This is a genomic window from Achromobacter sp. PD1 (genome assembly GCF_048541815.1).
GTDB lineage: Bacteria > Pseudomonadota > Gammaproteobacteria > Burkholderiales > Burkholderiaceae_B > Achromobacter > Achromobacter bronchisepticus_A.
This window is the reverse complement of record NZ_CP183349.1, coordinates 1,480,078-1,500,230: the sequence shown is the minus strand read 5'-3', so window position 1 is coordinate 1,500,230 and position 20,153 is coordinate 1,480,078. Positions and strand designations below refer to the sequence as shown.

At 61.3% G+C, this 20,153-nt stretch carries 36 protein-coding genes; 18 read left to right on the top strand and 18 right to left on the bottom strand.

Features of this window, described 5'->3' with window-relative positions; all coding sequences use genetic code 11:
- Nucleotides 1-4: 4 nt before the first annotated feature.
- The 14 genes from ACM1PE_RS06945 to ACM1PE_RS06880 form a co-directional block, all read right to left on the bottom strand.
- A complete protein-coding gene (locus ACM1PE_RS06945; RefSeq protein ID WP_419342789.1) occupies nucleotides 5-1,465 on the bottom strand; it encodes a PBSX family phage terminase large subunit in 1,461 nt (486 codons plus the stop codon).
- Nucleotides 1,395-1,874 carry an AP2 domain-containing protein gene (locus ACM1PE_RS06940; RefSeq protein ID WP_419342788.1) on the bottom strand — a complete coding sequence of 160 codons (480 nt, stop codon included), beginning with the start codon at nucleotides 1,872-1,874 and terminating at the stop codon, nucleotides 1,395-1,397. Before ACM1PE_RS06940 ends, ACM1PE_RS06945 begins: the two co-directional genes overlap by 71 nt.
- Nucleotides 1,871-2,407 (bottom strand): helix-turn-helix domain-containing protein, encoded by a 537-nt coding sequence (locus ACM1PE_RS06935; protein WP_419342787.1) that lies wholly within the window; start codon nucleotides 2,405-2,407, stop codon nucleotides 1,871-1,873. The genes ACM1PE_RS06940 and ACM1PE_RS06935 overlap by 4 nt, the downstream gene beginning before the upstream one ends.
- Before the next feature lie 398 nt (nucleotides 2,408-2,805).
- Nucleotides 2,806-3,066, bottom strand: a complete 261-nt coding sequence (locus ACM1PE_RS06930) for a hypothetical protein (protein ID WP_419342785.1) — start codon at nucleotides 3,064-3,066, stop codon at nucleotides 2,806-2,808.
- A 300-nt stretch (nucleotides 3,067-3,366) separates the two neighbouring features.
- A complete protein-coding gene (locus ACM1PE_RS06925) occupies nucleotides 3,367-3,669 on the bottom strand; it encodes a hypothetical protein (protein ID WP_419342784.1) in 303 nt (100 codons plus the stop codon).
- A complete protein-coding gene (locus tag ACM1PE_RS06920; RefSeq protein ID WP_419342783.1) occupies nucleotides 3,666-4,022 on the bottom strand; it encodes a hypothetical protein in 357 nt (118 codons plus the stop codon). Before ACM1PE_RS06920 ends, ACM1PE_RS06925 begins: the two co-directional genes overlap by 4 nt.
- Nucleotides 4,015-4,356, bottom strand: coding sequence for a hypothetical protein (locus ACM1PE_RS06915; protein WP_419342782.1), 342 nt, complete (start codon nucleotides 4,354-4,356; stop codon nucleotides 4,015-4,017). Before ACM1PE_RS06915 ends, ACM1PE_RS06920 begins: the two co-directional genes overlap by 8 nt.
- Nucleotides 4,353-4,718, bottom strand: a complete 366-nt coding sequence (locus ACM1PE_RS06910) for an endonuclease (RefSeq protein WP_419342781.1) — start codon at nucleotides 4,716-4,718, stop codon at nucleotides 4,353-4,355. Before ACM1PE_RS06910 ends, ACM1PE_RS06915 begins: the two co-directional genes overlap by 4 nt.
- Nucleotide 4,719: 1 nt before the next feature.
- Nucleotides 4,720-6,108, bottom strand: coding sequence for a replicative DNA helicase (gene dnaB, locus ACM1PE_RS06905; protein WP_419342780.1), 1,389 nt, complete (start codon nucleotides 6,106-6,108; stop codon nucleotides 4,720-4,722).
- Nucleotides 6,105-6,842, bottom strand: a complete 738-nt coding sequence (locus ACM1PE_RS06900; RefSeq protein WP_419342779.1) for a hypothetical protein — start codon at nucleotides 6,840-6,842, stop codon at nucleotides 6,105-6,107. The genes dnaB and ACM1PE_RS06900 overlap by 4 nt, the downstream gene beginning before the upstream one ends.
- A 62-nt stretch (nucleotides 6,843-6,904) precedes the next feature.
- Entirely contained in the window at nucleotides 6,905-7,426 is a 522-nt protein-coding gene (locus tag ACM1PE_RS06895) for a hypothetical protein (RefSeq protein WP_419342778.1), read from the bottom strand.
- Nucleotides 7,427-7,852, bottom strand: a complete 426-nt coding sequence (locus tag ACM1PE_RS06890) for a hypothetical protein (RefSeq protein WP_419342777.1) — start codon at nucleotides 7,850-7,852, stop codon at nucleotides 7,427-7,429.
- Complete coding sequence (locus ACM1PE_RS06885) at nucleotides 7,852-8,031, bottom strand: hypothetical protein (protein ID WP_419342776.1); 180 nt, start codon at nucleotides 8,029-8,031, stop codon at nucleotides 7,852-7,854. Before ACM1PE_RS06885 ends, ACM1PE_RS06890 begins: the two co-directional genes overlap by 1 nt.
- A complete protein-coding gene (locus ACM1PE_RS06880; protein ID WP_419342775.1) occupies nucleotides 8,028-8,420 on the bottom strand; it encodes an XRE family transcriptional regulator in 393 nt (130 codons plus the stop codon). The genes ACM1PE_RS06885 and ACM1PE_RS06880 overlap by 4 nt, the downstream gene beginning before the upstream one ends.
- A gap of 237 nt (nucleotides 8,421-8,657) precedes the next feature.
- On the opposite strand from ACM1PE_RS06880, the gene ACM1PE_RS06875 reads away from it, so the two are divergent.
- Together ACM1PE_RS06875 and ACM1PE_RS06870 are read left to right on the top strand one after the other, a co-directional pair.
- Nucleotides 8,658-8,828 (top strand): hypothetical protein, encoded by a 171-nt coding sequence (locus tag ACM1PE_RS06875; protein ID WP_419342774.1) that lies wholly within the window; start codon nucleotides 8,658-8,660, stop codon nucleotides 8,826-8,828.
- Nucleotides 8,829-8,917: 89 nt separating this feature from the next.
- Nucleotides 8,918-9,421: a hypothetical protein gene (locus tag ACM1PE_RS06870; protein ID WP_054453426.1), complete on the top strand. Its 504-nt coding sequence runs from the start codon at nucleotides 8,918-8,920 to the stop codon at nucleotides 9,419-9,421.
- Nucleotides 9,422-9,423: 2 nt separating this feature from the next.
- Here ACM1PE_RS06870 and ACM1PE_RS06865 read toward each other — a convergent pair whose 3' ends face one another.
- Nucleotides 9,424-9,663: a transcriptional regulator gene (locus ACM1PE_RS06865; RefSeq protein ID WP_419342773.1), complete on the bottom strand. Its 240-nt coding sequence runs from the start codon at nucleotides 9,661-9,663 to the stop codon at nucleotides 9,424-9,426.
- Between the two features lie 71 nt (nucleotides 9,664-9,734).
- Here ACM1PE_RS06865 and ACM1PE_RS06860 point away from each other — a divergent pair, with 71 nt between their 5' ends.
- Nucleotides 9,735-10,829, top strand: coding sequence for a S24 family peptidase (locus ACM1PE_RS06860; RefSeq protein ID WP_419342772.1), 1,095 nt, complete (start codon nucleotides 9,735-9,737; stop codon nucleotides 10,827-10,829).
- Nucleotides 10,830-10,855: 26 nt separating this feature from the next.
- On the opposite strand, the gene ACM1PE_RS06855 is transcribed toward ACM1PE_RS06860, so the two are convergent.
- The 3 genes from ACM1PE_RS06855 to ACM1PE_RS06845 form a co-directional block, all read right to left on the bottom strand.
- Complete coding sequence (locus tag ACM1PE_RS06855) at nucleotides 10,856-11,131, bottom strand: hypothetical protein (protein ID WP_419342771.1); 276 nt, start codon at nucleotides 11,129-11,131, stop codon at nucleotides 10,856-10,858.
- Between the two features lie 32 nt (nucleotides 11,132-11,163).
- A complete protein-coding gene (locus ACM1PE_RS06850; protein WP_419342770.1) occupies nucleotides 11,164-11,352 on the bottom strand; it encodes a hypothetical protein in 189 nt (62 codons plus the stop codon).
- Nucleotides 11,353-11,606: 254 nt separating this feature from the next.
- The gene (locus ACM1PE_RS06845) at nucleotides 11,607-11,783 is read right to left on the bottom strand and encodes a hypothetical protein (RefSeq protein WP_419342769.1); all 177 of its coding nucleotides are present in this window, start codon (nucleotides 11,781-11,783) and stop codon (nucleotides 11,607-11,609) included.
- Nucleotides 11,784-12,391: 608 nt separating this feature from the next.
- Between ACM1PE_RS06845 and ACM1PE_RS06840 the strand changes: the two genes are divergently transcribed.
- The 15 genes from ACM1PE_RS06840 (at nucleotide 12,392) to ACM1PE_RS06770 (ending at nucleotide 20,153) form a co-directional block, all read left to right on the top strand.
- Nucleotides 12,392-12,619: a hypothetical protein gene (locus ACM1PE_RS06840; protein ID WP_419342768.1), complete on the top strand. Its 228-nt coding sequence runs from the start codon at nucleotides 12,392-12,394 to the stop codon at nucleotides 12,617-12,619.
- Nucleotides 12,616-12,879 carry a hypothetical protein gene (locus ACM1PE_RS06835; protein ID WP_419342767.1) on the top strand — a complete coding sequence of 88 codons (264 nt, stop codon included), beginning with the start codon at nucleotides 12,616-12,618 and terminating at the stop codon, nucleotides 12,877-12,879. The genes ACM1PE_RS06840 and ACM1PE_RS06835 overlap by 4 nt, the downstream gene beginning before the upstream one ends.
- 29 nt (nucleotides 12,880-12,908) lie before the next feature.
- Nucleotides 12,909-13,361 carry a hypothetical protein gene (locus ACM1PE_RS06830; protein ID WP_419342766.1) on the top strand — a complete coding sequence of 151 codons (453 nt, stop codon included), beginning with the start codon at nucleotides 12,909-12,911 and terminating at the stop codon, nucleotides 13,359-13,361.
- A gap of 135 nt (nucleotides 13,362-13,496) precedes the next feature.
- Nucleotides 13,497-13,712 carry a hypothetical protein gene (locus ACM1PE_RS06825; RefSeq protein WP_419342764.1) on the top strand — a complete coding sequence of 72 codons (216 nt, stop codon included), beginning with the start codon at nucleotides 13,497-13,499 and terminating at the stop codon, nucleotides 13,710-13,712.
- A gap of 70 nt (nucleotides 13,713-13,782) precedes the next feature.
- Nucleotides 13,783-13,986, top strand: coding sequence for a hypothetical protein (locus ACM1PE_RS06820; RefSeq protein ID WP_147400252.1), 204 nt, complete (start codon nucleotides 13,783-13,785; stop codon nucleotides 13,984-13,986).
- 1 nt (nucleotide 13,987) lies between these two features.
- Nucleotides 13,988-14,152, top strand: a complete 165-nt coding sequence (locus ACM1PE_RS06815; RefSeq protein WP_158598564.1) for a hypothetical protein — start codon at nucleotides 13,988-13,990, stop codon at nucleotides 14,150-14,152.
- 1 nt (nucleotide 14,153) lies between these two features.
- On the top strand, nucleotides 14,154-15,254 hold the full coding sequence (locus ACM1PE_RS06810; protein ID WP_419342762.1) for a hypothetical protein: 1,101 nt from the start codon (nucleotides 14,154-14,156) through the stop codon (nucleotides 15,252-15,254).
- Between the two features lie 7 nt (nucleotides 15,255-15,261).
- Nucleotides 15,262-16,041 (top strand): ERF family protein, encoded by a 780-nt coding sequence (locus tag ACM1PE_RS06805; protein WP_419342761.1) that lies wholly within the window; start codon nucleotides 15,262-15,264, stop codon nucleotides 16,039-16,041.
- Nucleotides 16,041-16,676, top strand: coding sequence for a lambda exonuclease family protein (locus tag ACM1PE_RS06800; protein ID WP_419342760.1), 636 nt, complete (start codon nucleotides 16,041-16,043; stop codon nucleotides 16,674-16,676). Before ACM1PE_RS06805 ends, ACM1PE_RS06800 begins: the two co-directional genes overlap by 1 nt.
- Nucleotides 16,677-16,678: 2 nt before the next feature.
- Complete coding sequence (locus ACM1PE_RS06795; RefSeq protein WP_419342758.1) at nucleotides 16,679-17,122, top strand: single-stranded DNA-binding protein; 444 nt, start codon at nucleotides 16,679-16,681, stop codon at nucleotides 17,120-17,122.
- 40 nt (nucleotides 17,123-17,162) lie between these two features.
- Nucleotides 17,163-17,732: a DUF1566 domain-containing protein gene (locus ACM1PE_RS06790; protein ID WP_419342757.1), complete on the top strand. Its 570-nt coding sequence runs from the start codon at nucleotides 17,163-17,165 to the stop codon at nucleotides 17,730-17,732.
- A 42-nt stretch (nucleotides 17,733-17,774) separates the two neighbouring features.
- The gene (locus ACM1PE_RS06785; RefSeq protein WP_419342755.1) at nucleotides 17,775-18,188 is read left to right on the top strand and encodes a DUF1566 domain-containing protein; all 414 of its coding nucleotides are present in this window, start codon (nucleotides 17,775-17,777) and stop codon (nucleotides 18,186-18,188) included.
- 28 nt (nucleotides 18,189-18,216) lie between these two features.
- Nucleotides 18,217-18,603 carry a four helix bundle protein gene (locus tag ACM1PE_RS06780; protein ID WP_419342754.1) on the top strand — a complete coding sequence of 129 codons (387 nt, stop codon included), beginning with the start codon at nucleotides 18,217-18,219 and terminating at the stop codon, nucleotides 18,601-18,603.
- Nucleotides 18,604-18,862: 259 nt separating this feature from the next.
- Nucleotides 18,863-19,948, top strand: coding sequence for an RNA-directed DNA polymerase (locus ACM1PE_RS06775; RefSeq protein ID WP_419342753.1), 1,086 nt, complete (start codon nucleotides 18,863-18,865; stop codon nucleotides 19,946-19,948).
- Nucleotides 19,949-19,988: 40 nt separating this feature from the next.
- Nucleotides 19,989-20,153 (top strand): hypothetical protein, encoded by a 165-nt coding sequence (locus ACM1PE_RS06770; RefSeq protein ID WP_419342752.1) that lies wholly within the window; start codon nucleotides 19,989-19,991, stop codon nucleotides 20,151-20,153.

Sequence of the window (20,153 nt, the reverse complement as noted above, 5' to 3'; positions counted from 1 at the left end):
TTCCTTATGCTGCTAGTCGCGCCCAGACCTCCAGGCTGCGATCACGGGGCGCAAAGCACATGACCAGCGCGTCCGCGATGTTGGGGGACTTGACCGGGCCACCTTCCCGCGTGGGTTTGGCCAGATCCTTCTTACTTTCCACCTTGACCCGCCCGTTCTGGTCGTAGTCGCGCTTCGGCGTCGACAACTCGTCGATCAGCTTTTCCAGGTACGGGCAGTCGCTGGTGATGCTGATCATCTGGTCAACATCGAATTTCTCGCCGCGGTGGATCGCGTTGTAGGTATTGCGGAACCGGTCTGCCAGCATCCACCAGGCCTGAGCCTTGATGTTGGCGAACATGTCCTTGTTCGTTGTGCCGGGCGAGTATTCCTCGTCGGGCTCAAACACCGCACCGCCAGCGTTGAACTTCTCGTACAGCACAGGCTGGTTGTCGCTCTCATGGCGCCGCCCTTCGTTGATCTCGCCGAACTTGGCACCGCAGCCAGCCCCTACGCCAATAGAGTCGTAGGTGACGCCTGCGCCGCGCTCACGGGCCGCTGCGTAGGTCCGCGTGCAGCTCTTGAGCAGTTCGTCCTCGGCCGCTTTCCATTCGTCCGCCCAGGACACCACCGAACCATGCGCGTAGACGTTCGCGCACTTGTCGTCGCCGCTGTCGGCCACGTCAAAGCCGATCCGCTTGTCGCCCGCGGCCTCAAAGCCAAGTTTCAGGTGCGCGTCGATCGCGGCCATGATCCAGGCCCGACGGATGATCACGCCATCGTCACTGTCGCGTGGCACGCCCAGGTACACATGGGCGTATTCGTCATAGTCCTCGGCTTTTGCCGCCTCGATGATGTCGCGCATCGTCTGCGAGAGAAACGGGTTCTCGTCGTAGTTGATTTGGCGCACCACCGTATTGGGCGGCGGGTTCAGCACGAAGCGCTTGTAGGCGAAGTCGGTCGCCAGCTTGGGGTTGAAGATGATCCAGATCTGTGACCCAGCCTTGCGGATGGTCGGTTCCAGGATCTCCCATTGCTCGGCGGTCAGGTTATGGGCTTCCTCAATCCAGAGGACGTCGATGCCCTCCAGCGACTTGATTTCGTCAATCGACCGCCACAAGCCGTAGAACAGAAATTCCGTCTTGGTCTTGCGGTGGTGGATCTTGTTGTCCAGGATCCGGAACTGCGGGTTCAACCCGAATCGCTCGATCTGGGTCTTCAGCAGCGTGTAGACCGATTCCTCGATCTTGTTCTGGAACTGCCGGACACAGAGGATGCGGAGCTTGTAGTTGCTGGCCAGGAAGGTGGCGAAGCCAGCCGCGTCCCAGGACTTCGTGGACGCCCGGCCGCCATGCAGAACACGGTTGCGCGCGGGCTTGAGCCAGAAATCGCGCAGCGCCGGGTTAAGCGTCGGCCTAGACTGAAGAAGCTCCATAGTTCGCAAATTGGCCATGTAAGGCGTCAGCGGCCTGGCAATACGCAGCATGCGCGAGTTCCGCCGTTGGGAACAGCCCGAGCCATTTTTGTTTACCGGCCCGCATGATCTGGGCTTGCCAGCGGCGATCCCGCTTGCTCCAGGTCACGCCCTTATATCCGGATGCATTGCGGCGGCCTTTCCGCTTGTTCTGGGTGTTCTCTGCGTGACTGCATACGCGGAGATTGCACCGCTGGTTGTTGAGCGGGTTGCCGTCGATGTGATCGACCTCGTGGGGATCATCTTTCGACAGGCCCATGATTTCCCGATGCATGGCATACCCAGTTTGCTTTCCATTCACCTGCTCATGGCGGTAGGCGTAACGACGGGAAGTGGCGCACCAGCGGAAGGCTCGTAGGCGGTCAAAGTCGGCTTCATCCACAAGCGCTACCAGCCCGCGAGAGAGGGGGATTTCTTTCATGACTGCCCTGAGTAGAAATGGTCGAGACCCGCCGGCACGTCCTTGCCGCCCCGGTTGAGGTCGTCGATGTTGTCCTTGTTGGCTCGCAGCAGGTTCACCGCGATTTCGCTGGATTCATTCGCCAACCTGGTCATGGCGGCGATGCCTTTCATGGCTTCCACGCTCTCGGGATTGAGCGGGTCAGCGTCGTCGATCTCCGCGACCTTCCCGTGAGCCACGCCCAGCAGTCGGTGCGCGGTGGCGCTGCCGTACCGCGCGGCTCCGGCCAGGTGCTCGGATATCGCCTTCAGGTCATCGGCAAGTGAACGGGCGGCAATCTGTTCAGAAACGTTCAGATTCGCCATCGCCCGGTCAGCCGCAACCAATTGATTTGCAACGGCTTTGATCGTTTCCGTGCGTTTTGAAAACCGGCTGGATACGGCGCCCTTGCTGACTCCGAACTCTCGAGCCAGAGCAGACGTGGATTCACCGGACAGCAGGCGCTTGCCGATGGTCTCCCACTGGGCGTCTGTGAGCTTTGACGGTCGTCCCATGGTTCAATCAAACTTCCCTGTTCACTTGATGGATGCTCATATGACGATGCGCACCTATACGCACTATCACTGCCCGGCTTGTGGTTATCGCGCAACCGAGGTCTTCAGCGAGAACGACCAGCCCTATTCCAAGGAATGGAGCTCGACGCGCGTCGAAGCAGGTGATCACCGGGCTCGCTGGCCCGGTACGGAGAGAACCTTTCAAGCGGACGGAGAGCCGTGCCCGAAATGTGGCACGCGCTGACACTGCTGTTGCCCCCATCCGGCTACTCGCTGTAGCGAGCTGGGCGCCGCGGTTCTCGTCACGCTGGCCACCGGCGACAAGACCGGCAAGAAGTGTCCCGCGCATTTGCCCCTGCGCGGGCGCCAGGCCTGCTGAGGCGACTCATGGGGTGCGGTCAGTGCTTCAGTTCGCCGTCGATGGCGATCATGAAGCCGGGGTGTTCGAATTCAGGGTTGATGGCCTGCATGCAGACGACAGCAGCCGACCAGATCCAGTCAGCCGCGTCCAGCATCCATTCAGGCCACCAGTTGCGCACTGCCACGCGGCACTCGCCATGCGGGTCGCCTAGGTAGACCGGGACGATTTTGTACATGCGACCGTAGTGCGTGTAGTCGGCCGCCAACTGCTCGGCGGTCAGGCGTCCGAAGATGGCCATGCTGGTCCTTGTGGGTTGTGGGGCCCGCCCCTTGACGCACCTCGGTGTGCGCTGGTTGGACCGATAGGGGCTTAACGGGCGGCGCAGGTCAGAGCCAGCCTGTTTGCGGAACACTCCGCACATACGCACGCCCCTGCATTCTGGTCCGCCTGGCGTATGTCACTGGTTGATTGCTGCGGCTGTTCCCACACGGCTGGCGACTGACGGCCCTTTGCTCGGCCTTACCCGTTAGCGGTCCCAGCCAATCGCCAAGCGTGTGAAAACAAAAAAGCCCCAGCGCATGGCCGGGGCTTCAATTCTTCAGGGCGCAAGAGCCCGGGAGAATTGTCCCACTTCCCGTCCCACTTGTGTGGAGCTTATGTCCCACTTGTGGGACACGGAGTATCCCGCAAAGGCGCCGCGGCCCGCTGCGGGCGCGCTGACCTGGACGGATCCGGCCGCCACCAGGGCGTCAAGCACCCGCTGAACTGCCTTTCGTGCGGCGTCGCGCTCGCGCGGCTCGAGCGTTCGGCCGCGGGTCACATGCCGCACCAGCTCGATCATCCGGAAGCTTCGCATCGGATACGCGCCCATCAAGTCCATCACCTCGTGCGCGTACTTCACGCCAGCCTCCTTTCGACCTGGCTGCGGAAAAGGCCCAGGTACAGCTTGTAGTCGGTTTCGGTGAGCGCCACGCCCGTGGTATTGGCGATCCATTCGCGCGCCGCTTTGACCCGAGCCCGAGCATCCAGGTCCCCGAACATGGCGTTCTTCTGTGGATACTCGGCGATGATCACCATGCGTTCATGCCAGGGGAGCGCCGCATGCATGCTCTCCACGACCAGGGCATGGTCCGTCAGGATCGGGCGGTGGTCATCTTCCCAGGACACATACGCCTCCATGTTGCCCACCGTGGTCCCCGACCACGTCCAGCGGGCCCAGTTCCAGAGCAGGTCGTCACCTGTCAGGCTATTCATCGGTCACCTCGTACCTATTGCATTTCTTCCCATAGGGCTTGCCCTTCAGGCAACGCGTGATCGTGTCGCCGAACGGCGTCTCTATCGTCTTGGCGTGCGCACAGCCCTTGCACGACCGATTCGCCGCGGCTTGCTGCCGGCTCATGACCACTAGCATCGGATCCCGGAATTCCCACTTCTGCAGGTCCGCCGTCATGCGAGCCACCCCCCGGCGTCGGGCCCAAGCCAGATATGCCGCTTCGAAGGTAACGCGAGGGCTCGGGCCAACAGCTGCGCACCAGACCAACCACATGCCGCCCTCTTCCCGGGCTCGGGGCTTTTCGATAATCGTCATAGGTTCACCTGCTCGATAGTGACGCGGACTAAGCCGCCCTTGACCTTTTCGCGAATCTCGGCCGGGGCAAAGTGAAAGCCGCGGTCATTCATCCCTACCGCATCGGCAATGCCATCCGTTGCAGCCTTCATTCGGGCCGCGAGGTTGTCGCGGTCATACGCGCGCGCATCGGGTGGGAAAAATTCGTACACAAGGCGCACCCCGAGAAACTGGCTGAAGTCATCCGCTTTAGAGAGCGCAGAACGCGCCAGCAGGCGAGCTGCCGTCCTATAGCGCTTCTTCGCTTGGGACACCGGCGCCCAATGCCCGCGGTGGTTCGGGCTGAGTTCCTTGGGCGGCCAGGGGAGTTCAACAGTGATCATTTCAATCCCTCAGTTGGCTGTATTTCTGTTTCGGCTTGAACGTCACGGCGTTCCTGGCCTCGGCGACTGCTTGCTGGTCTGCGTCCAGGAATCGGGAGTGCTGCCCCTGGAATGTCAGGAAGACTTCGCCCAGAGGGCCCATGCGTTGCTTGCGGATGAGGATCTCTGCCAAGCCCTTTAGCGGGCTGTCCTCGTGGTAGTACTCGTCCCGGTAGACCATCAGCACCACATCAGCGTCTTGCTCGATCGCGCCGGATTCGCGCAGGTCGCTGAGGATCGGCCGCTTATTGGGGCGCTCCTCGACCTTCCGCGATAGCTGGGACAGCACGATGATCGGACAGCCCAGTTCACGCGCCAGCAGCTTGATCGCTCGGGTGATTCCACCCAGGTCTTCGTTCCGCGTGGAGCCCTCGCCCTGCATGAGCTGCAGGTAGTCGACGACGATCAGGTCCAGGCGTCCCTGGCGCTGCTTGACCTTACGCGCGGTGAGCCGAATCCGCGCGACGTTGGCCAGGCTGGGATCGTCTGCGATGACCAAGCGCTGGTTCTCCAGCATCTGGATGGCGTGCGTCAGCCGCGGCCAGTCGCCTTGGTGCAGTTTCCCGGTGCGCAGGCGCTGAGTGTCAATGGCGCCGTAGCGTGCAATGGAACGTTCCGCCAACTGGGCGGCAGCCATTTCCAGGCTGATCACGAGGGCAACGCCCTCCTTCTCGGTCACGTTCTCCGCGATGTTGATGGCGAACGTGGTCTTGCCCATCGATGGCCGGCCCGCCACGATGATCAGGTCGCCGTCCTGGCAGCCGCTGGTCTTCTCATCCAGGTCGACGAATCCAGTGGCCAAGCCCGAAACTCCGCCCTCACGCTCCCCTCGGGCCTCAAGCTGCTCAAGTACGTTCCGCAGCAGCGCGCCAACCTCAACCGGGTCGCGGCCCGCGGTGCGCGTGTCCGCCAGCGCCATGACTAGGCCGGTCGCACGCTCCACCAGCTCGGCCGGGTCTGCTGTTTCCGCGAGCTCGGCGATGTCGTGGCCAACGGCCAGCACGTCGCGGCGAACGCGGTGGGCGCGGACGATCTCCGCGTAGCTGCGCACGTTGGCGCTGCTGGGCACGCTGTTGGCGATCGCGGTCAGGTAGGCCAAGCCCCCCGCATCCTCAGCCTGCCCGGCGGCCTGCAACGAATCGAACACGGTCAGCACGTCGGCCGGCTTGCTCGCGTTCAGCAAGCCGGCCGTGGCGCCGAAAATCAACCGGTGGTCGTGGCGGTAGAAGTCCTCCGCGCTCAGCAGGTCGCCCAGGCGGTCCCATGCGCGGTTGTCCAGCAGCAGGCCGCCAATCACGCCCTGCTCGGCGTCGACGGAATGCGGCGGCACTCGTACGGCCTCGGGGGTCATGCGGCCTCCCGCTTCTCGTGCAGGCGCTGAGCTTGGATTCCGACCGTCGTCAGCGCGTAGCCGCCGTCAGCGCTGGCGTACCAGAGCTTGTACCAGCCCTTCGTCACGCAATTCACGAAGTGCTTGCGCCAGTCAGCCTGCAGGCGGCGTTCATCCGGCCCCTCGGGCAGGTGCCGCCGCTTGAACTCCATCCACGCCAGGTTGACGAAATCCATCGGCAGCTGGGTGTCCTCGACGTAGGTCAGCAGCGGCTTGTGCTCGCTGATCGCCTTCTCGCCACGCTCCTTGCACTTTTCCAAAAAGGTCTTCAGGGCGATGGCAGGCTGGCGCTCACGCTTGGGTTTGCCAGCCGAAGGCGCGCCGGGCTCGTCACCCCCCTGCGAAGGGGGGCTAGGGGGGTCTTTATCCTCTTCCTTTCCTTTCCCTTCCTTTCCGTCAATGATGCTTCCGGGAACACTCAGTGAGTCATCATTGATCGATGGCTGAGGAATGTTGGATTTAGAAGGCCGATTGATGACCTGATGCTTCTTGAACCCCTTGATATGCAAGAACAAATCGCCGTTCACGGAATACTCAATGAGCATTCCGTGAGCGATCAGTTCTTGAATTAGGGGCTCGCAATCCACCGAGTCCGCAGGGAACACCTGCATCTTTACCTTCTTCGCAGAGCGCTGAAGATTGCCGTTATCGTCCGCGAAGTTCCAGATGCCAATGAACAGTAAGCGAGCGCTCATGGAGCACTCCGTGACTTTCTCATCTGTCCAAAAATCTGGCTTGATCGTTCTGATCCGTGCCATTAGAATTTCTCCATCAGTGCAGTACCCGGGCCGCTCGTCACAGCGGCCTTTTCTTTTGCGTCGTCCGGATTGCCGAGCGCGCGCAACGGCTCGATGGCCTTGCGATAGTGCAATTCGATTTCCGGGGTCCACTTACCTAGCGCCATGAGTTCGGCGCGCGCCCAGTCGACATAGACCCATTCACGGTGGCGTCGGGCGTCTTTGAGCAACTTGCCGGCTTGATCCAGATCGCGGTGACATTCAGGGCACAGCGGGAAAGTGAGGCTGTCGCACGCCTTCAGGCCCATGCCCTTGGTGATGTTCGCGTGTGCCGCTTGGCTCGGCCCCTGGCGCCCGCAGCATGCGCAGTCCAATGCCGCCACATTGCGGCGATGCTGTTCACTGCGCAGCAGGGTCGGCAGCTTGTGGCCCGGCGGGCGGTAGAAGCCCATGACAACCTCGATCTTGTGGCCAAGGCCCTTCTCGCGCTTAGGCTTGGCCCGGCGCATCGGCGTCTTTCGCTGTAGCGTGGAGGTACGCATTCAGCCCCCCTTCACTTCGAGCAGCAGCCCGCGGGCCGCGAAGTCATCGCGGACAGCGTTGGCGTACTTCGTCAGCTGCCCCACGTTCATACGGGAGGTCACGGGGAAGACGCGCATCGCCAGCAACTTCTGCTCGTATGTCAGACCCTTGATGGTCCCATCGTAGGCGAGCCGAAATTCTTCGTCTTCAGCGCGCAAGATAGGTACGCCGTGGTGTAGCTTGCAATAGCACTTCCAGCCAAGCTCGTCGTCTTCAGGGAACGCTTCCGAAATCTCTTCGTACCAAACGTGCGAAAAGGCGTTCTGCGCAGGCGTGCGTCCCTTAGGCTTGATCTCGACGCGCATATCAAGGCCGGCCACCATGACCGCCATGACGGCGTTCCGACGCACCTGCTCATTGGCGAGGATGAACACTTGCTTATCCATTAGTGCCTCGTAGCAAATACGTAATGAAGGCCCGCCACATGGAAGGCTTCACGCAATTGGGGGTCTCGGTCCTCGCGCAGCATCATTTCCTCGTATGCCTTCACGCGGTCCCAGTTGTGCCGGCGCAACTCTTCTTCGAAGGCACGCTTGGTGATGGCCAGGGCTTGCTCATAGGTCATGCGGCCCTCTGGGCAATGACTTCTTCCATGATCGTCAGCCGGCCAAGGTGGTTGAGGTACTGGCGGATTGCATGGTTGCCGACCGCCTCCTCGAAGGCATCGATGCAGTCGGCCGGCAAGTCCAGCCGCGGGCGGCTCTTCGCGTCCAACGGCTCGGGGTGCAGATAGCTGCTCACGTGCGGCGCATACAGGCCGCATTCTTCTGCCAGTGCTCTCTGGGTCAGCCATTTGCGGCTGCGGTTCTCCCACGCCAGAAGGACTGCAGCGCGATAGGTTTGGCATGCGCGGATCTGCGCCTCGGGTACAAAACGCCCCGTTGCGGCGCCCTGCAGATTTCGCGCGCCGAGAGCAATCAGCGCAGGGGAAATATCCGAACCGTTAGTGGCCATAGTGAAAATTCATCGAGTTACAGCTTGAATTACAGAATGGGCTTGTGATAGCCAGGACCGTTTTGCGGACTTAAATGCGCCGAAGCAGTCGGCGCTGACAAAAAACGGTGGAAATTGATGCTCTACCAGTGCTCCAAGCGCGATTTCGCGATAGGAAAAAATCAACGCGTTACACGATGACTTACAGCGTGGGCTGATTCGAAGATGGCTCCATCGACAACGCGCCAAGGAGCGACCATGATTCCCACCGAAACCGAGAAACTGCTTAAGAACGCAGCGGACGTGGCCAAGAGGACCTTTATCGATCCGTCCGAAGAGGCAGTGCTGGAGATCTTTAAGGAGCTGTGCGCCGAGCGCGACCGCATGGCGTGGGCCACCGAGGGGCGCGAAAGCGCGACGGTGCATTGATGGAGTCATGTGCCCTCCCCGCCGTGGTTCCCGCGCAACGTAGAATCGGGAGTTCTCACACAGCCCTTTTCTACGTTGGGGGAACCCTCATGGACTTCAGCTTGATCAGCGGTACCGTCACGACCATCAACAGCGCGCTGGACCTTGGCAAGGCAGCCCTCGGACTTCGGGATGCCAACAAACTGGCCGCGGTGGTCGCGGAGATGAACGACAAGTTGCTCAATGCCCAGCAGAGCCTCTTCACGCACAACGCCCAGCTCATGGCTCTCCAACAGGAGCATCTCAAGGCCACAAAGGAGCTGGCCGAAGTTAAAGAAGCCATTGCGCAGCGCGGCGATTACACGCTTGTCGGGATCGGAAATGGCTTTGCTGCCTACCGGAAAAATCCCACCCCAGAAGACTCCGAATCCGCCGATCCAAGCGCGGCGCATTTCGAGCACTACCTTTGTCAGGTCTGCTTCGACGGGCCCGGTCAGCGCAAGGTGCTGATGCAGCCCCTGTGGGGGGGTTGGCTGGGTTGTCCCGTATGCGTGAGCGGGCCTGTCACCGCTCAGGCCGCGCCCACGGTCATCGAAAAACTCCGCAGACGATGACATCACGCCGCCTCCTGCTGCTCGGCCAGCTCGGGCCAGATGCGCTGCCAGTCCTCTGGCCGCAAGTCGCGGCGCGTCACGGCCCCGGCGGTGGCAAGTTCGATCGAAGCGCAGTGTTCGACCGGGACTGGTCGGCGGTCCGTGCGCCATTGATAGACAAGCGCCGGGGACACGCCCACGCACCGAGCAAGCGCCGCAGCGCTGATTGCTCCGTCCCGATTGAGGTAGTTGTTCAGATCCATGGCTTGAACTATAGCGTTGCTACAGTTTATTCGCAAGCCATGCTATAGATTTATTTGAATAGCATTGCTATATGAAAATTTGGACGATCGAAGAGGAGGCCTCCGCCTTGCGCGCACGCTTTGAAGGCGTGAATCGTGCTGCGTTCGCTCGCGACCACGAGGTGAAGGGCGGGCAGGCCATGATTTACCAGCACATTACTGGTAGGCGCCCTCTTAACCTGGAAGCGGCTACCGTGTATGCCAAGGGCTTCGGCTGCTCACTTGCGGAGATCAGCCCAAGACTCGCAGGCGAGGCACAGAAGGCCGCGGCGCTAACGTCCGATGCGACACCTGCTGCGAGCCCGACCGTTGCCCCGTGGCCGTTTTCGTCGATCGATCGAGAGCGGATTGAGGCGTTGCCAGCCGAGCGGCTAAAACACCTTGAAGGCGTGATGCTGTTTGCGCTGCAGGGGTACTCGGATGGGGCTACGACGATCACCGTCCCAGAGCGGCCCGCATCCTCATTTGCCGCACCAACCCGCGGCTCGGTGGTCGACATAGATGTCGCCGCCGACGAATTTCCCATGCGCATCAAAGGCCTCCCCCCTGCCCCGTGGGAAGGGGGAAATACAACACACCAGGCAGAAGCCAATCCCAAGATCCGGATTAGCACCCAGACTGGAGTGGTGGCCAATGTCGGCCCTGGCGAGCCATATGCTGCGAACGACAAGTTCGAAAAGGTGCCGGAGATGGCCGACGTCCGCCTAGCTGCGGGCGACGGTATCGAGAACCACCTTGAGGAGCAGACCGGCGTGATGCACTTCCGCCGCTCGTTCCTGCGTGCCGTGGGCGCAGATGCCGGGAAGGCTCGCGTCGTCTACGCCAAGGGCGACAGCATGGAACCCATCATTCGTGATGGAGCTGCACTGCTAGTCGTGCCGAATGAGGATCTGACCGTGCGTGACTTGGCCGCGGGCGGCGTCTACGCCATCAACTATGACGGCAAGATGATCGTGAAGACGGTGACGCGGGATCGCCTGACGAAGCAATGGGTGGCGCGGTCATTCAATCCGGCTTACCCCGACATCCCACTTGAGAATGGCACGCCTGTGCGCGTGTTGGGCCAGGTTGTCTGGTCTGGCGCCAGGCTGCGGGATGATGAGGCGGGGCAGTGGGTGAAGTCTTGAAATGAAAAAGCCGCCTCAAAGGCGGCTTAACTGACCTTGTCGGCTTGCCCGTTCGTCTTCTCGAAAGTTCGCTTTAGAATCACGATGAGGGAGAACAGCCCAGCCAGGGAGATGACAATCTTGTTCCCGGTCAGCAGCATCTGCAAGGCCTTGGTGGATATGGCCGTCAGGGATAGTAGCAGCATGGGAAAGATGACCACGCCATAACTCACGTCACCGGCAAACGATTCCCACGAACGCCGGCATTTGTCCAGCCAGCAACGGAACGCTGCATAGAGAATGGCCACCGCGATGGTGGCCATATCTACCCAGTTACCGTCTACTAACTCCGACATCAGACGAGATGAACCACCTTGACGAGCAATGCCGTCGCAATGCCACCGACGATTGCGCCCATCGAGTTCATGTCCAAACCCGCCAGATTGACATCAAATTTTCCCAGAAAGGCCCCAGCCGCAGCCGCGCCAAAGATAGCGCCCGCGACAACCCAACGCGCGTACTCTAGTTTCTTGACTGGTTTCATGGCTTTCTCCTTTCTGCACAAGGGCTCCCTCCGTTTCGTATAGGCGTGACAATGCATCGAAAGGGGTGGGGAGTGGTCCTGGAGGTGACTAAGCCGCCTCTCCGGCTACTGCGAAACCCCAGTTGCTGGGGCCTTAGTTGCTCAAATAAGAGCAAGTCCAGAATATAGCCGATCCATTCGAAATTCAATAGCTCTGCTTATATTTAGGGACATAACAAGCCACCTCCGGGTGGCTTTTTTGTTGCCGCTCCTCCTCAATCCGCAGTTCTGTAGCCGGCCCGCGCGAGGCTCAGCGTCTTAGGCGACAGCCGACCCAGCAGCATAGACTGGCCAACTATGCCTCTCGCGGTCCGATACGTGAGCCGCGCGTACTCGATCTCAGTACCGAACTTGGTCTGCATCGTGTGGATAGAGGCTTTGATCAGTTCCATAGTGAACTCTCCTAGTGAATAACTGGACGGTCACGGTGACTCGCCCTCTTCACATTTCACTGCTTTAGGTTCGCAGAGTTCTGCGCTTTTGGATAGCAGGGCCCAGCTCCTACTAAAACCCGCCTCGAGCGGGCTTTTTTGCGCCAGTTACAAATAATCTATAGCATAGCTATTGCTATAAAACTGTAGCGTTGCTATAGTTCATCCATGCGCTGCAAACACAGCGAAGCAAGACCTCCACGGAGCCGCACCCTCGGGACACCTCGGCGGCAGACGTTAGCCCACACACATAAAGAGTCGGCATGGAGAAGAGGCAGCTGCACCAGCAGTACCGCTCTTTAACAACCAGTCGCCGATGTTGCTCACCCCGCCTGTGGGGTGTTCGTCCGGCTCAATCGCACCTACGGGCATGGCCGTAGCTCTGCGCGGTGTCCCTGCCGTATCCAGTCCGCCAAAGCGCGGTTCACGGATCAATTGGGTGAGGCGTAGACGGCCAAGAACAGAAACGGTTACGCCGGTTGGAATCCCGGCGCAAACGGCCTCGCAAGAGGCCGCTTTCATCAGCCCGTTCTATGAGCGATGGCTGACGAATGAACAAGGAGGCCAACATGGCAAAAGTGACCGTAGAGGTTGATGTTGACCTCGATGATGTTGATTCCGATGACCTGTCGGAAGAACTGGGAAATCGCGGCTTCTCGGTGTTTAAGGAAGCCCCCCCTCTGCTCGATATGGACTTGATGGGCAAGCTCCATGAGCTTGTGCGCGGCGGCCACGACCAAGAGGCGATTTCAGTTCTTCGCCCCTACCTGCTGGACGTGCTCGGGAAAGCGCTATGACTTTCTACGCGTTCGTCCATTCCCGCAGCGGCCTGACCCGCCCCGTTCTCGCGGGTGAATTCAAGGCCCGCGATCAAAGCGACGCCTACAACAAGGCAATCGCCAGCCCGGCAGTCAAGAAGATCGTCGGGCACCAGCAGACGCAGGATTTGTATGTGCGGGTCTATGAGGCCCGCGATTACCGCAGCGCGGCAGATCAGGCAATGGCCGTGCACACACCTTGGCTGTCCCCTACCCCAGAAGCAACCGCCCGGGCATGAATCGGGCCTCTCAAATACTTGGAGAAACCATGAGCAATGCATTCGTAGTTGGCCAGTACGCCGAAGGCCAAGGCGGGATCTACATCGGCCTGACGGCCCAAGGCCGCCACCTGTTCGCCGCGGTCGCTCCGTTGGATGGTGAATTCGAATTCGGCGGCTACGGCGACAAGCTGGAAGGCTACTCGGATCTGGACGGCGCCGAGAATACCCGCAAGCTGCTGGAGCGTGGCGGCCATCCTGCAGCCCTGGCTGCCTCCGAATACACGGCCGACAGCCACGCCGACTTCTACCTGCCGGCCCATCGTGAGCTGCTGCAAGTGGTAGCTTCGGAAGGCTTCAATGACGACGGCGAATACACCTGGACCTCGACGCCCTACGGCTCCAGCAACGCCTGGGCGGTGGATTTCGAGTACGGCAGCGTCTACCGCTGGTTCCGCTTCCTCGAGTTCCGAGTTCGCCCCGTCCGCAGCATCATCGCTTGATCAATTAATCCCTTTGCCCCGGCCTGCCGGGGCGATCTCCCATTGGCTGCTCAGGCCAGCGCATCCCTACGGCATCCGCCATGCCACAACCCACTCCGCGAAAAGTGCGTCCCTCCGGCATTGGGGTGCGCTGACTTGAGCATCTACGTCTTACCGCAGCCCTCTCCCGCCTTCCAAGCAATCGGCCTACAGCAATCTGTGCGCACGGAGCGTGACCGGCCGAACGCCGTGAAGGATTGGCCAGAGGGCTGCACCTCTTCCTACGGAGCAGCCATGTTCCACAACTTCAAATACTGGGCGCCCTATCTGCTCGTGCTGTTCGGCGTCCTATTTCTTCTGATCGGGTGGTGATATGGACCGAATCCACGGTGACGAACACCTAGAAGTCTTGACGACTTCGCCTCAAGAGGTTGGCGAGGTCATGCAGTCAATCCATGCCTGGGATTCTGATGGGCATAACTCGCACTGGTGGGCGGCACGGTTGATGGAGACGGACCTGTTCCGAGATCTGGACGTGTACGACGCCGAACACATGCTGCGCGCAGTGATGCGCAGCGGCGATTCGCAGATAGCGCGCCTCCAACGAAAGATTCTAGACGCCGTGCAGATCGAACTGGATGGATGACATGAAGAAACTAATTCGCCGTTTGCTTCAAACCGATGCCCACACCGCCGTGGGCATTTTTTCGATCATCTGCGCCATCGTCGGGGTCATGTCTGTCCTGCAACAGGAAGACGAAGCTGCCCGCCTCGCGGGTGATGGAACAACCAAATACGCAGCCAAGGACTGACATGACCGAAGCGACCCAACTTGCCGAGCTGCCGCCGGCGGAAACTGCGCTGCAGGTTTACTCCAAGCCCGGCGGCCTGGACCCTTGGCTCGACAAGATCCGCGCCGAGGTGACGGGCCACGTTCCGGACCTGAAGACCAAGAAAGGCCGTGACGCGATCGCCAGCTTGGCCTTCAAGGTCCGCAAGGTGAAGACCGCTCTGGATGGCGTCGGCAAGGAGCAGGTCGACCGCCTGAAGGATATCCCGAAGAAGATCGACGCAGAGCGCAAGCGCATGCGCGACGTCCTGGACGCGCTGGCTGATGAGGTCCGCGCACCGCTGGATCAGTGGGAACAGGCGGAGGAAGCGCGCCAGCAGCGCCACCAGCAGGGTATCGAGTGGTTCCGGCTACGCGCCGATGAGAACCGCGACCTGGATGCAGACGAGCTTCGCGCCACCATTGCCGACGTGCAGGCCCGCGCGGTGAATGAATCCTGGGAAGAGTTCGAACCCGAGGCGCACCGCGTCAAAGCCCGCGCGCTGGAGGCGCTGCAGCAGGCCCTGGCCACCCGGGAGAAGCACGACGCGGACCAGGCCGAACTGGCGCGGCTTCGCGCTGAGACCGCGGCGCGCGAGCAGAAGGACCGCGAAGAGCGCATCGCCCGCGAGGCAGCAGCGGAGGCGCAGCGCAAGGCAGACGAGCGGGCCCAGGCGGAGCGCGACGCCGCCGCGCGCCGAGAAGCTGTTGCGCTGGCTGCTGCCGAGACGGCCCGCCTGGAAGCCGAGCTGGCCGATCAGCGCCGCATCGCCGCCGAGAAACAGGCGGAGATCGACCGCGCGGCCGCGGCGGAACGTGAACGCCTGGCCGCTGAGCAGGCCGAGCGGGACCGGGTCCAGGCCGCCGAGGACGCGCGCCACGCCGAAATCAAGCGCCAGGCCGACGCCAAGGCAGCAGAAGAAGCCGAAATCCGGCGCCGCGAGGAAGACAAGGCGCACAAGGCAAGCATCAACCGCGCCGCCCTGGATGCGTTCGTCGCCGGCGGCGTGCCTGAGGACTGCGCCCGGCAGGCGGTCACGCTGATCGCCAAGGGCCTGATTCCCAACATTCGAATTACCTACTGAGGACGCCATGACCGAAGTTATCGACGCCCCGGCCCGCGCAGTGGCCATGCAACCCGAGCCGGCCGCCGGCCAAGTCGCTGTGCTCGCCGCCAATTCGCCCATGGGCATGATGATGGCTGCCGTAAAGCAAGGCATCCCCCTGGATCAGATCAAGGAAATGATGGCGATCCAGCGCGAGTGGGAGGCCGACGAAGCGCGCAAGGCCTTCAACGAAGCATTCGCGGCGTTCAAGGCTGAAGCAGTCGAAGTGATCAAGCGAAAGCAGGTCGACTTCGCCACGCAAAAGGGACGCACGCAGTACAAGCACGCGGAACTGTCGGACGTCGTCGAGGCAGTCGGCCCTGCTCTTTCTCGCCACGGCTTCTCTTGGAGCTGGACCCCCGAGCAGAAGAACGGCCGGATCTTCATCACGTGCACGCTGCTGCATCGTCTTGGCCACGAGAAGTCCGTGACCCTTGACGCGCCCGCCGACGACAGCGGCGGCAAGAACACCATCCAGGCCATCGTCTCCACGACCACCTACTTGGAGCGTCACACGCTGAAAGCGGTCTGCGGAATCTCCGAGAAGGGCGACGACAATGACGGCGCCGGCGCTGATGACGCCGCCCTTGATCTGCGGGACGAATGGATCAGCAAGCTGGCCCAGGCCGAAACCCTGGAAGCGGCTGCCGACATCTGGCAAGCGGGCTGCAAAGCGATCGAACAGACCAACAACCTCGCCGCCTTTGCAGCTTTCAAGCAGGCCTATCGCGACAAACGCAACATGCTCAAGCAGGAGACCAAGTAATGGACCCGATCATCCACACCGCACCGCAAGGGTCTCAGGAATGGCTGGACGCCCGCCGAGGCGTCATAACCGGCAGCCGTTTCAAGGACGCACGGTCCAAGCTGAAAGCCGGGGGGCCTTCGAAAGACTGCCTCAAGTACGCGATGGATGTTGCGCGCGAACGTATGGGCGGCCGGACGCCGGAAGTCTTCGCGAACGCCGCCATGCGTACCGGCACCGAGCAGGAGCCTTTCGCCCGCGCGGCCTACGAGGCGAAGACCGGAAACTTCGTTGAGGAGGCCGGCTTCATCACCACGGGCGACGGCCTATTCGGCGTGAGCGTGGACGGCCTCGTCGACGAAGACGGCGTCATCGAGATCAAGACGATGGTTTCGTCCGACACCCTTTTCACTGCTGTGGTCGACGGTGACATCAGCGCCTACATCGACCAATGCAACGGCGCCATGTGGCTGCTCGGCCGCAAATGGGTCGACCTCATCCTGTGGGCGCCCGACCTGGATCCTATCGGACGTCAGCTCACGATCATCCGCATCGAGCGTGACGACGACATCATCGAAGAACTCGAAGGCGACCTAATGGCATTCGAGCGCCTGGTCTCCAAGTACGAAAACCTGCTGCGCAAGGAGGCAGCTTAATCATGGCTCAACTGTTTGGCCTGGCCCGCATCGGCCGCGATGTTGTTGTCCGTCACACGCAAGGCGGTGAGCCGGTGGCGAACCTGGCGCTGGCTTTTGCCTACGGCAAGAAAGACGCCGACGGTAAGCGACCGACTCAATGGGTGGACGCCTCACTGTGGGGCCAGCGCGCCGAAGCGCTCGCGCCGTATCTCACGGTCGGCATCAAGGTCAGCGTCACCATCGATGAAGTGCACATCGAAACCTACGAACGGCAAGGCGGCGAGCGCGGCGCCAAGTTGGTTGGCCGCGTTTCCAACATCGAGTTCGGTGGTGCGCCGGCTCAGCAACAACCGGCCGCAGCGGAACCGCCGCGCCAGCAAAGCCAACCCGCTCCGCAACGCAGCGCCGCCCAGCCTTCCCAAGCCTCAACCCTGGCCGATATGTCAGACGACGTGCCTTTCTGACCCACCATGCCGCGCCCGCGGCAAAACCCCTAGGACGACCATGAACAACATGATCCCGTTGGATCCGGGCGGCTTGCGCCTGGAAATTCCCGCTTCGACCTTGCTCAGCGCGTTGGCAAGCTATCTGTCTGCCCGGCCGGCAAAGCCTATCCACCAGGTAAAGATCGGCGAATACCTGCCGGGCCAGGGCGGGATCTACGCCGGCGACATTCTTGGTGATGACGGCACGGTCTATGGGCTTGTGGTGGCCGAGGATGATCTGCAGGGCACCTACCAATGGAGCCCTGATGACGGCGAGATTCAGGCAAGTAGCTGGGATGGCCTGGTGAACACCAACGCCCTGCTCCGGCTGAACACCAGTCATCCCGCGGCGCGTGCTGCCAAGGCCTACAGCGCCGACGGTCACGCCGACTTCTATCTGCCGGCCAAGCGGGAATTGCAAATCATCGCTGCCAATTTGCCCCATCTGTTCCAGCCGAAACCGTACTGGACCTCGACGCCCTGCGGCTCCCGCTACGCCTGGGCGGTGAGTTTCGAGAACGGCCACGTCTTCACCTGGTACCGCAGCACCGAGTTCCGAGTTCGCCCCGTCCGCAGATTTACCTATTGATCCATTTATCCCTTAAGCGGGCGCAGCCCGCAGGAGACTTGCATGACCGCAACCGCAACCAGCACGCCCGCCATCGGGCAGGAATGGCCCGAGCAGGGCGGCGTCTTCATCGGCACGCGTCTCGTCCATGGCGTGGCCCATCACGTCATCGTCCCTGGTGGAAAGGAATTCGACTTGGCGGATGTCGCATTCAACGACCTGACAACTGCCGTGGCTGACCGGGGCGAAGTCAACGGCCATGGCGACTGGCGCGCCCCAGACCAGGAAGACATGATGCTGGCCTACATCAACGTGCCGGACCTGTTCGAAAAGGACGACTGGTATTGGACGAACAAGCCCTACGGCTCCGACTACGCCTGGGCGGTGAATTTCGAGGACGGCTACGTCCTCAACTGGAACCGCGGCTACGAGTTCCGAGTTCGCCCCGTCCGCAGCATCATCGCTTCACCCCTTTAACCCTTTGCGGGCGTAGCCCGCTGATGCCATGGCCCTGCACACAGACACCAAGATTTTCAAGGTTACCTATGACCTGAGCCTGTTGGTCACGAAGCTGGTGGCCAATATGCCCAGGAACTACAAGGCCGACTTCGGAGCCGACCTGCGCAAGCAGTGCTTCGACTTGGTCACACTGGTGTATCGGGCTAATTCGGCATCGGACAGGCCGCCCATCATCCGAATCCTTCGGGAAGGGGTAGAGGCGGCAAATCTGTCGCTTCGGCTGGCGGCCGATCTTCGGTTGATCTCTCGCGGGCAGTACGGCGAAGCGATCAATTTGACTGACAGCATCGGCCGTCAGGCCACAGGATGGCTGAAACACTCCGAGAATGCGCTTGCTGCCCCGCCGTCACGGCGGCAGGGTCAACGCGCTTAATGATCTGGTCACGCCGCTGGCCCACAAGGCCACCGATATGCGCCTTAGAGGAAACCAACGGCTCAGGCCGCCCAGGTCCCGCGCAGTTTCCCCGCTGATCCGGCAAGCCTTCGGCGGGGCGACGTGGATAGCGTGATGTCTCGCCCTACGGCTCCAACAACGCCTGGGCGGTGAATTTCGAGAACGGCAACGTCAACAACTGGAACCGCAACAACGAGTTCCGAGTTCGCCCCGTCCGCAAATCATGCTCGGAGTTTCTATGGATTCTTGCCATTCGTTCGCGGAGCTGGTGCAGGCTTACTTCGACTGTCGCCGGCTCAAAAGGACTACAGCCAGCGCCCTGCGCTTTGAAATGAACCTTGAGCGCAACCTGGCCCAGCTAGACGACGAACTTCGGAGTGGCGCCTACCGCCCCGGCCGCTCGATCTGCTTTGTGATTACCCACCCCAAGCCGCGCGAAGTCTGGGCGGCAGATTTCCGGGATCGTGTGGTTCACCACCTTCTCTACAACAAGATCGCCCCGCGCTTCCTGGCCGGGTTCATTGCCGATTCCTGTGCGTGCATTCCCGGCCGAGGAACTTTGTATGCTGCCCAACGGCTGGATTCGAAGGTGCGCAGCGTCACGCAGAACTGGTCACGCCCGGCCATGTACCTCAAGGCAGACCTAGCCAACTTCTTCGTCAGCATCGACAAGCGAAGCCTTTGGCTGCGGGTAGGCGGGAAGATCCCTGAACACTGGTGGCGGCGCCTTGCTGCCCAGATCCTGTTTCATGACCCTCGCCCGGACGTTGAGGTACGCGGCAACCGCGCCACGCTGGCATTGGTTCCTAGGCACAAGAGACTGGGCGAAGCGCCAGACCATTGCGGGTTACCCATAGGCAACCTCTCCTCTCAGTTCTTCGCCAACATCCTGCTGGACGGCCTCGATAAGCACGTGAAGCACTGCCTACGCGGCAAGTACTACGTGCGCTACGTGGATGACTTTGTACTGCTTCACCCGTCCGCTCAGTGGCTCCGGCAAGCCTTGGCCTCTGTCAATGCCTACCTGCCGCGGCTCGGCCTAGAACTGAACCCGCGCAAGACCATCATCCAGCCCATCGACCGCGGCGTAGATTTCGCCGGGCACGTCATCAAGCCGTGGCGCCGAGAAGTCCGGCGCCGCTCCGTCCGCACCGCCCTGCGCCGCATCGAAGAGCTTCCCCAAGAGAAGGTTTTCGAGACTGGCAACAGCTATCTCGGACTCTTGCGTCATGTCGACGGCCACCGCGACCGCGCACTGATCGCGAATGCCTTGCGCAAGCGCGGCCATTCCATCAGCGCCGATTTGGCCAAAGCCTACCGGTAGCTCCTCGCGGGGCTGCCCTCCTATTGCCTTGGAGATTTCCATGCGTAATGAAGACAAGTGGCACCCGAACGAAGACGACGATGACTTCGTTGAAAGCCTTCTCATCGCCTGGGGTCTTCCGGGCGCGATCATCGGATTGGCGTTTTTTAACGCTGGCCTCTATTTCCTCTGGCGCTATCTGCTGACCCTTTTCACTGGAGCCTGA

Excerpts from the sequence above, each read along its gene's own strand:
- ACM1PE_RS06945 (WP_419342789.1), bottom strand. The coding sequence starts at position 1,465 with ATGCTGCGTATTGCCAGGCCGCTGACGCCTTACATGGCCAATTTGCGA.
- ACM1PE_RS06940 (WP_419342788.1), bottom strand. The coding sequence starts at position 1,874 with ATGAAAGAAATCCCCCTCTCTCGCGGGCTGGTAGCGCTTGTGGATGAA.
- ACM1PE_RS06935 (WP_419342787.1), bottom strand. The coding sequence starts at position 2,407 with ATGGGACGACCGTCAAAGCTCACAGACGCCCAGTGGGAGACCATCGGC.
- ACM1PE_RS06930 (WP_419342785.1), bottom strand. The coding sequence starts at position 3,066 with ATGGCCATCTTCGGACGCCTGACCGCCGAGCAGTTGGCGGCCGACTAC.
- ACM1PE_RS06920 (WP_419342783.1), bottom strand. The coding sequence starts at position 4,022 with ATGAATAGCCTGACAGGTGACGACCTGCTCTGGAACTGGGCCCGCTGG.
- ACM1PE_RS06915 (WP_419342782.1), bottom strand. The coding sequence starts at position 4,356 with ATGACGATTATCGAAAAGCCCCGAGCCCGGGAAGAGGGCGGCATGTGG.
- ACM1PE_RS06910 (WP_419342781.1), bottom strand. The coding sequence starts at position 4,718 with ATGATCACTGTTGAACTCCCCTGGCCGCCCAAGGAACTCAGCCCGAAC.
- dnaB (WP_419342780.1), bottom strand. The coding sequence starts at position 6,108 with ATGACCCCCGAGGCCGTACGAGTGCCGCCGCATTCCGTCGACGCCGAG.
- ACM1PE_RS06900 (WP_419342779.1), bottom strand. The coding sequence starts at position 6,842 with ATGAGCGCTCGCTTACTGTTCATTGGCATCTGGAACTTCGCGGACGAT.
- ACM1PE_RS06895 (WP_419342778.1), bottom strand. The coding sequence starts at position 7,426 with ATGCGTACCTCCACGCTACAGCGAAAGACGCCGATGCGCCGGGCCAAG.
- ACM1PE_RS06890 (WP_419342777.1), bottom strand. The coding sequence starts at position 7,852 with ATGGATAAGCAAGTGTTCATCCTCGCCAATGAGCAGGTGCGTCGGAAC.
- ACM1PE_RS06885 (WP_419342776.1), bottom strand. The coding sequence starts at position 8,031 with ATGACCTATGAGCAAGCCCTGGCCATCACCAAGCGTGCCTTCGAAGAA.
- ACM1PE_RS06880 (WP_419342775.1), bottom strand. The coding sequence starts at position 8,420 with ATGGCCACTAACGGTTCGGATATTTCCCCTGCGCTGATTGCTCTCGGC.
- ACM1PE_RS06875 (WP_419342774.1), top strand. The coding sequence starts at position 8,658 with ATGATTCCCACCGAAACCGAGAAACTGCTTAAGAACGCAGCGGACGTG.
- ACM1PE_RS06870 (WP_054453426.1), top strand. The coding sequence starts at position 8,918 with ATGGACTTCAGCTTGATCAGCGGTACCGTCACGACCATCAACAGCGCG.
- ACM1PE_RS06865 (WP_419342773.1), bottom strand. The coding sequence starts at position 9,663 with ATGGATCTGAACAACTACCTCAATCGGGACGGAGCAATCAGCGCTGCG.
- ACM1PE_RS06860 (WP_419342772.1), top strand. The coding sequence starts at position 9,735 with ATGAAAATTTGGACGATCGAAGAGGAGGCCTCCGCCTTGCGCGCACGC.
- ACM1PE_RS06855 (WP_419342771.1), bottom strand. The coding sequence starts at position 11,131 with ATGGCCACCATCGCGGTGGCCATTCTCTATGCAGCGTTCCGTTGCTGG.
- ACM1PE_RS06850 (WP_419342770.1), bottom strand. The coding sequence starts at position 11,352 with ATGAAACCAGTCAAGAAACTAGAGTACGCGCGTTGGGTTGTCGCGGGC.
- ACM1PE_RS06845 (WP_419342769.1), bottom strand. The coding sequence starts at position 11,783 with ATGGAACTGATCAAAGCCTCTATCCACACGATGCAGACCAAGTTCGGT.
- ACM1PE_RS06840 (WP_419342768.1), top strand. The coding sequence starts at position 12,392 with ATGGCAAAAGTGACCGTAGAGGTTGATGTTGACCTCGATGATGTTGAT.
- ACM1PE_RS06835 (WP_419342767.1), top strand. The coding sequence starts at position 12,616 with ATGACTTTCTACGCGTTCGTCCATTCCCGCAGCGGCCTGACCCGCCCC.
- ACM1PE_RS06830 (WP_419342766.1), top strand. The coding sequence starts at position 12,909 with ATGAGCAATGCATTCGTAGTTGGCCAGTACGCCGAAGGCCAAGGCGGG.
- ACM1PE_RS06820 (WP_147400252.1), top strand. The coding sequence starts at position 13,783 with ATGCAGTCAATCCATGCCTGGGATTCTGATGGGCATAACTCGCACTGG.
- ACM1PE_RS06815 (WP_158598564.1), top strand. The coding sequence starts at position 13,988 with ATGAAGAAACTAATTCGCCGTTTGCTTCAAACCGATGCCCACACCGCC.
- ACM1PE_RS06810 (WP_419342762.1), top strand. The coding sequence starts at position 14,154 with ATGACCGAAGCGACCCAACTTGCCGAGCTGCCGCCGGCGGAAACTGCG.
- ACM1PE_RS06805 (WP_419342761.1), top strand. The coding sequence starts at position 15,262 with ATGACCGAAGTTATCGACGCCCCGGCCCGCGCAGTGGCCATGCAACCC.
- ACM1PE_RS06800 (WP_419342760.1), top strand. The coding sequence starts at position 16,041 with ATGGACCCGATCATCCACACCGCACCGCAAGGGTCTCAGGAATGGCTG.
- ACM1PE_RS06795 (WP_419342758.1), top strand. The coding sequence starts at position 16,679 with ATGGCTCAACTGTTTGGCCTGGCCCGCATCGGCCGCGATGTTGTTGTC.
- ACM1PE_RS06790 (WP_419342757.1), top strand. The coding sequence starts at position 17,163 with ATGAACAACATGATCCCGTTGGATCCGGGCGGCTTGCGCCTGGAAATT.
- ACM1PE_RS06785 (WP_419342755.1), top strand. The coding sequence starts at position 17,775 with ATGACCGCAACCGCAACCAGCACGCCCGCCATCGGGCAGGAATGGCCC.
- ACM1PE_RS06780 (WP_419342754.1), top strand. The coding sequence starts at position 18,217 with ATGGCCCTGCACACAGACACCAAGATTTTCAAGGTTACCTATGACCTG.
- ACM1PE_RS06775 (WP_419342753.1), top strand. The coding sequence starts at position 18,863 with ATGGATTCTTGCCATTCGTTCGCGGAGCTGGTGCAGGCTTACTTCGAC.
- ACM1PE_RS06770 (WP_419342752.1), top strand. The coding sequence starts at position 19,989 with ATGCGTAATGAAGACAAGTGGCACCCGAACGAAGACGACGATGACTTC.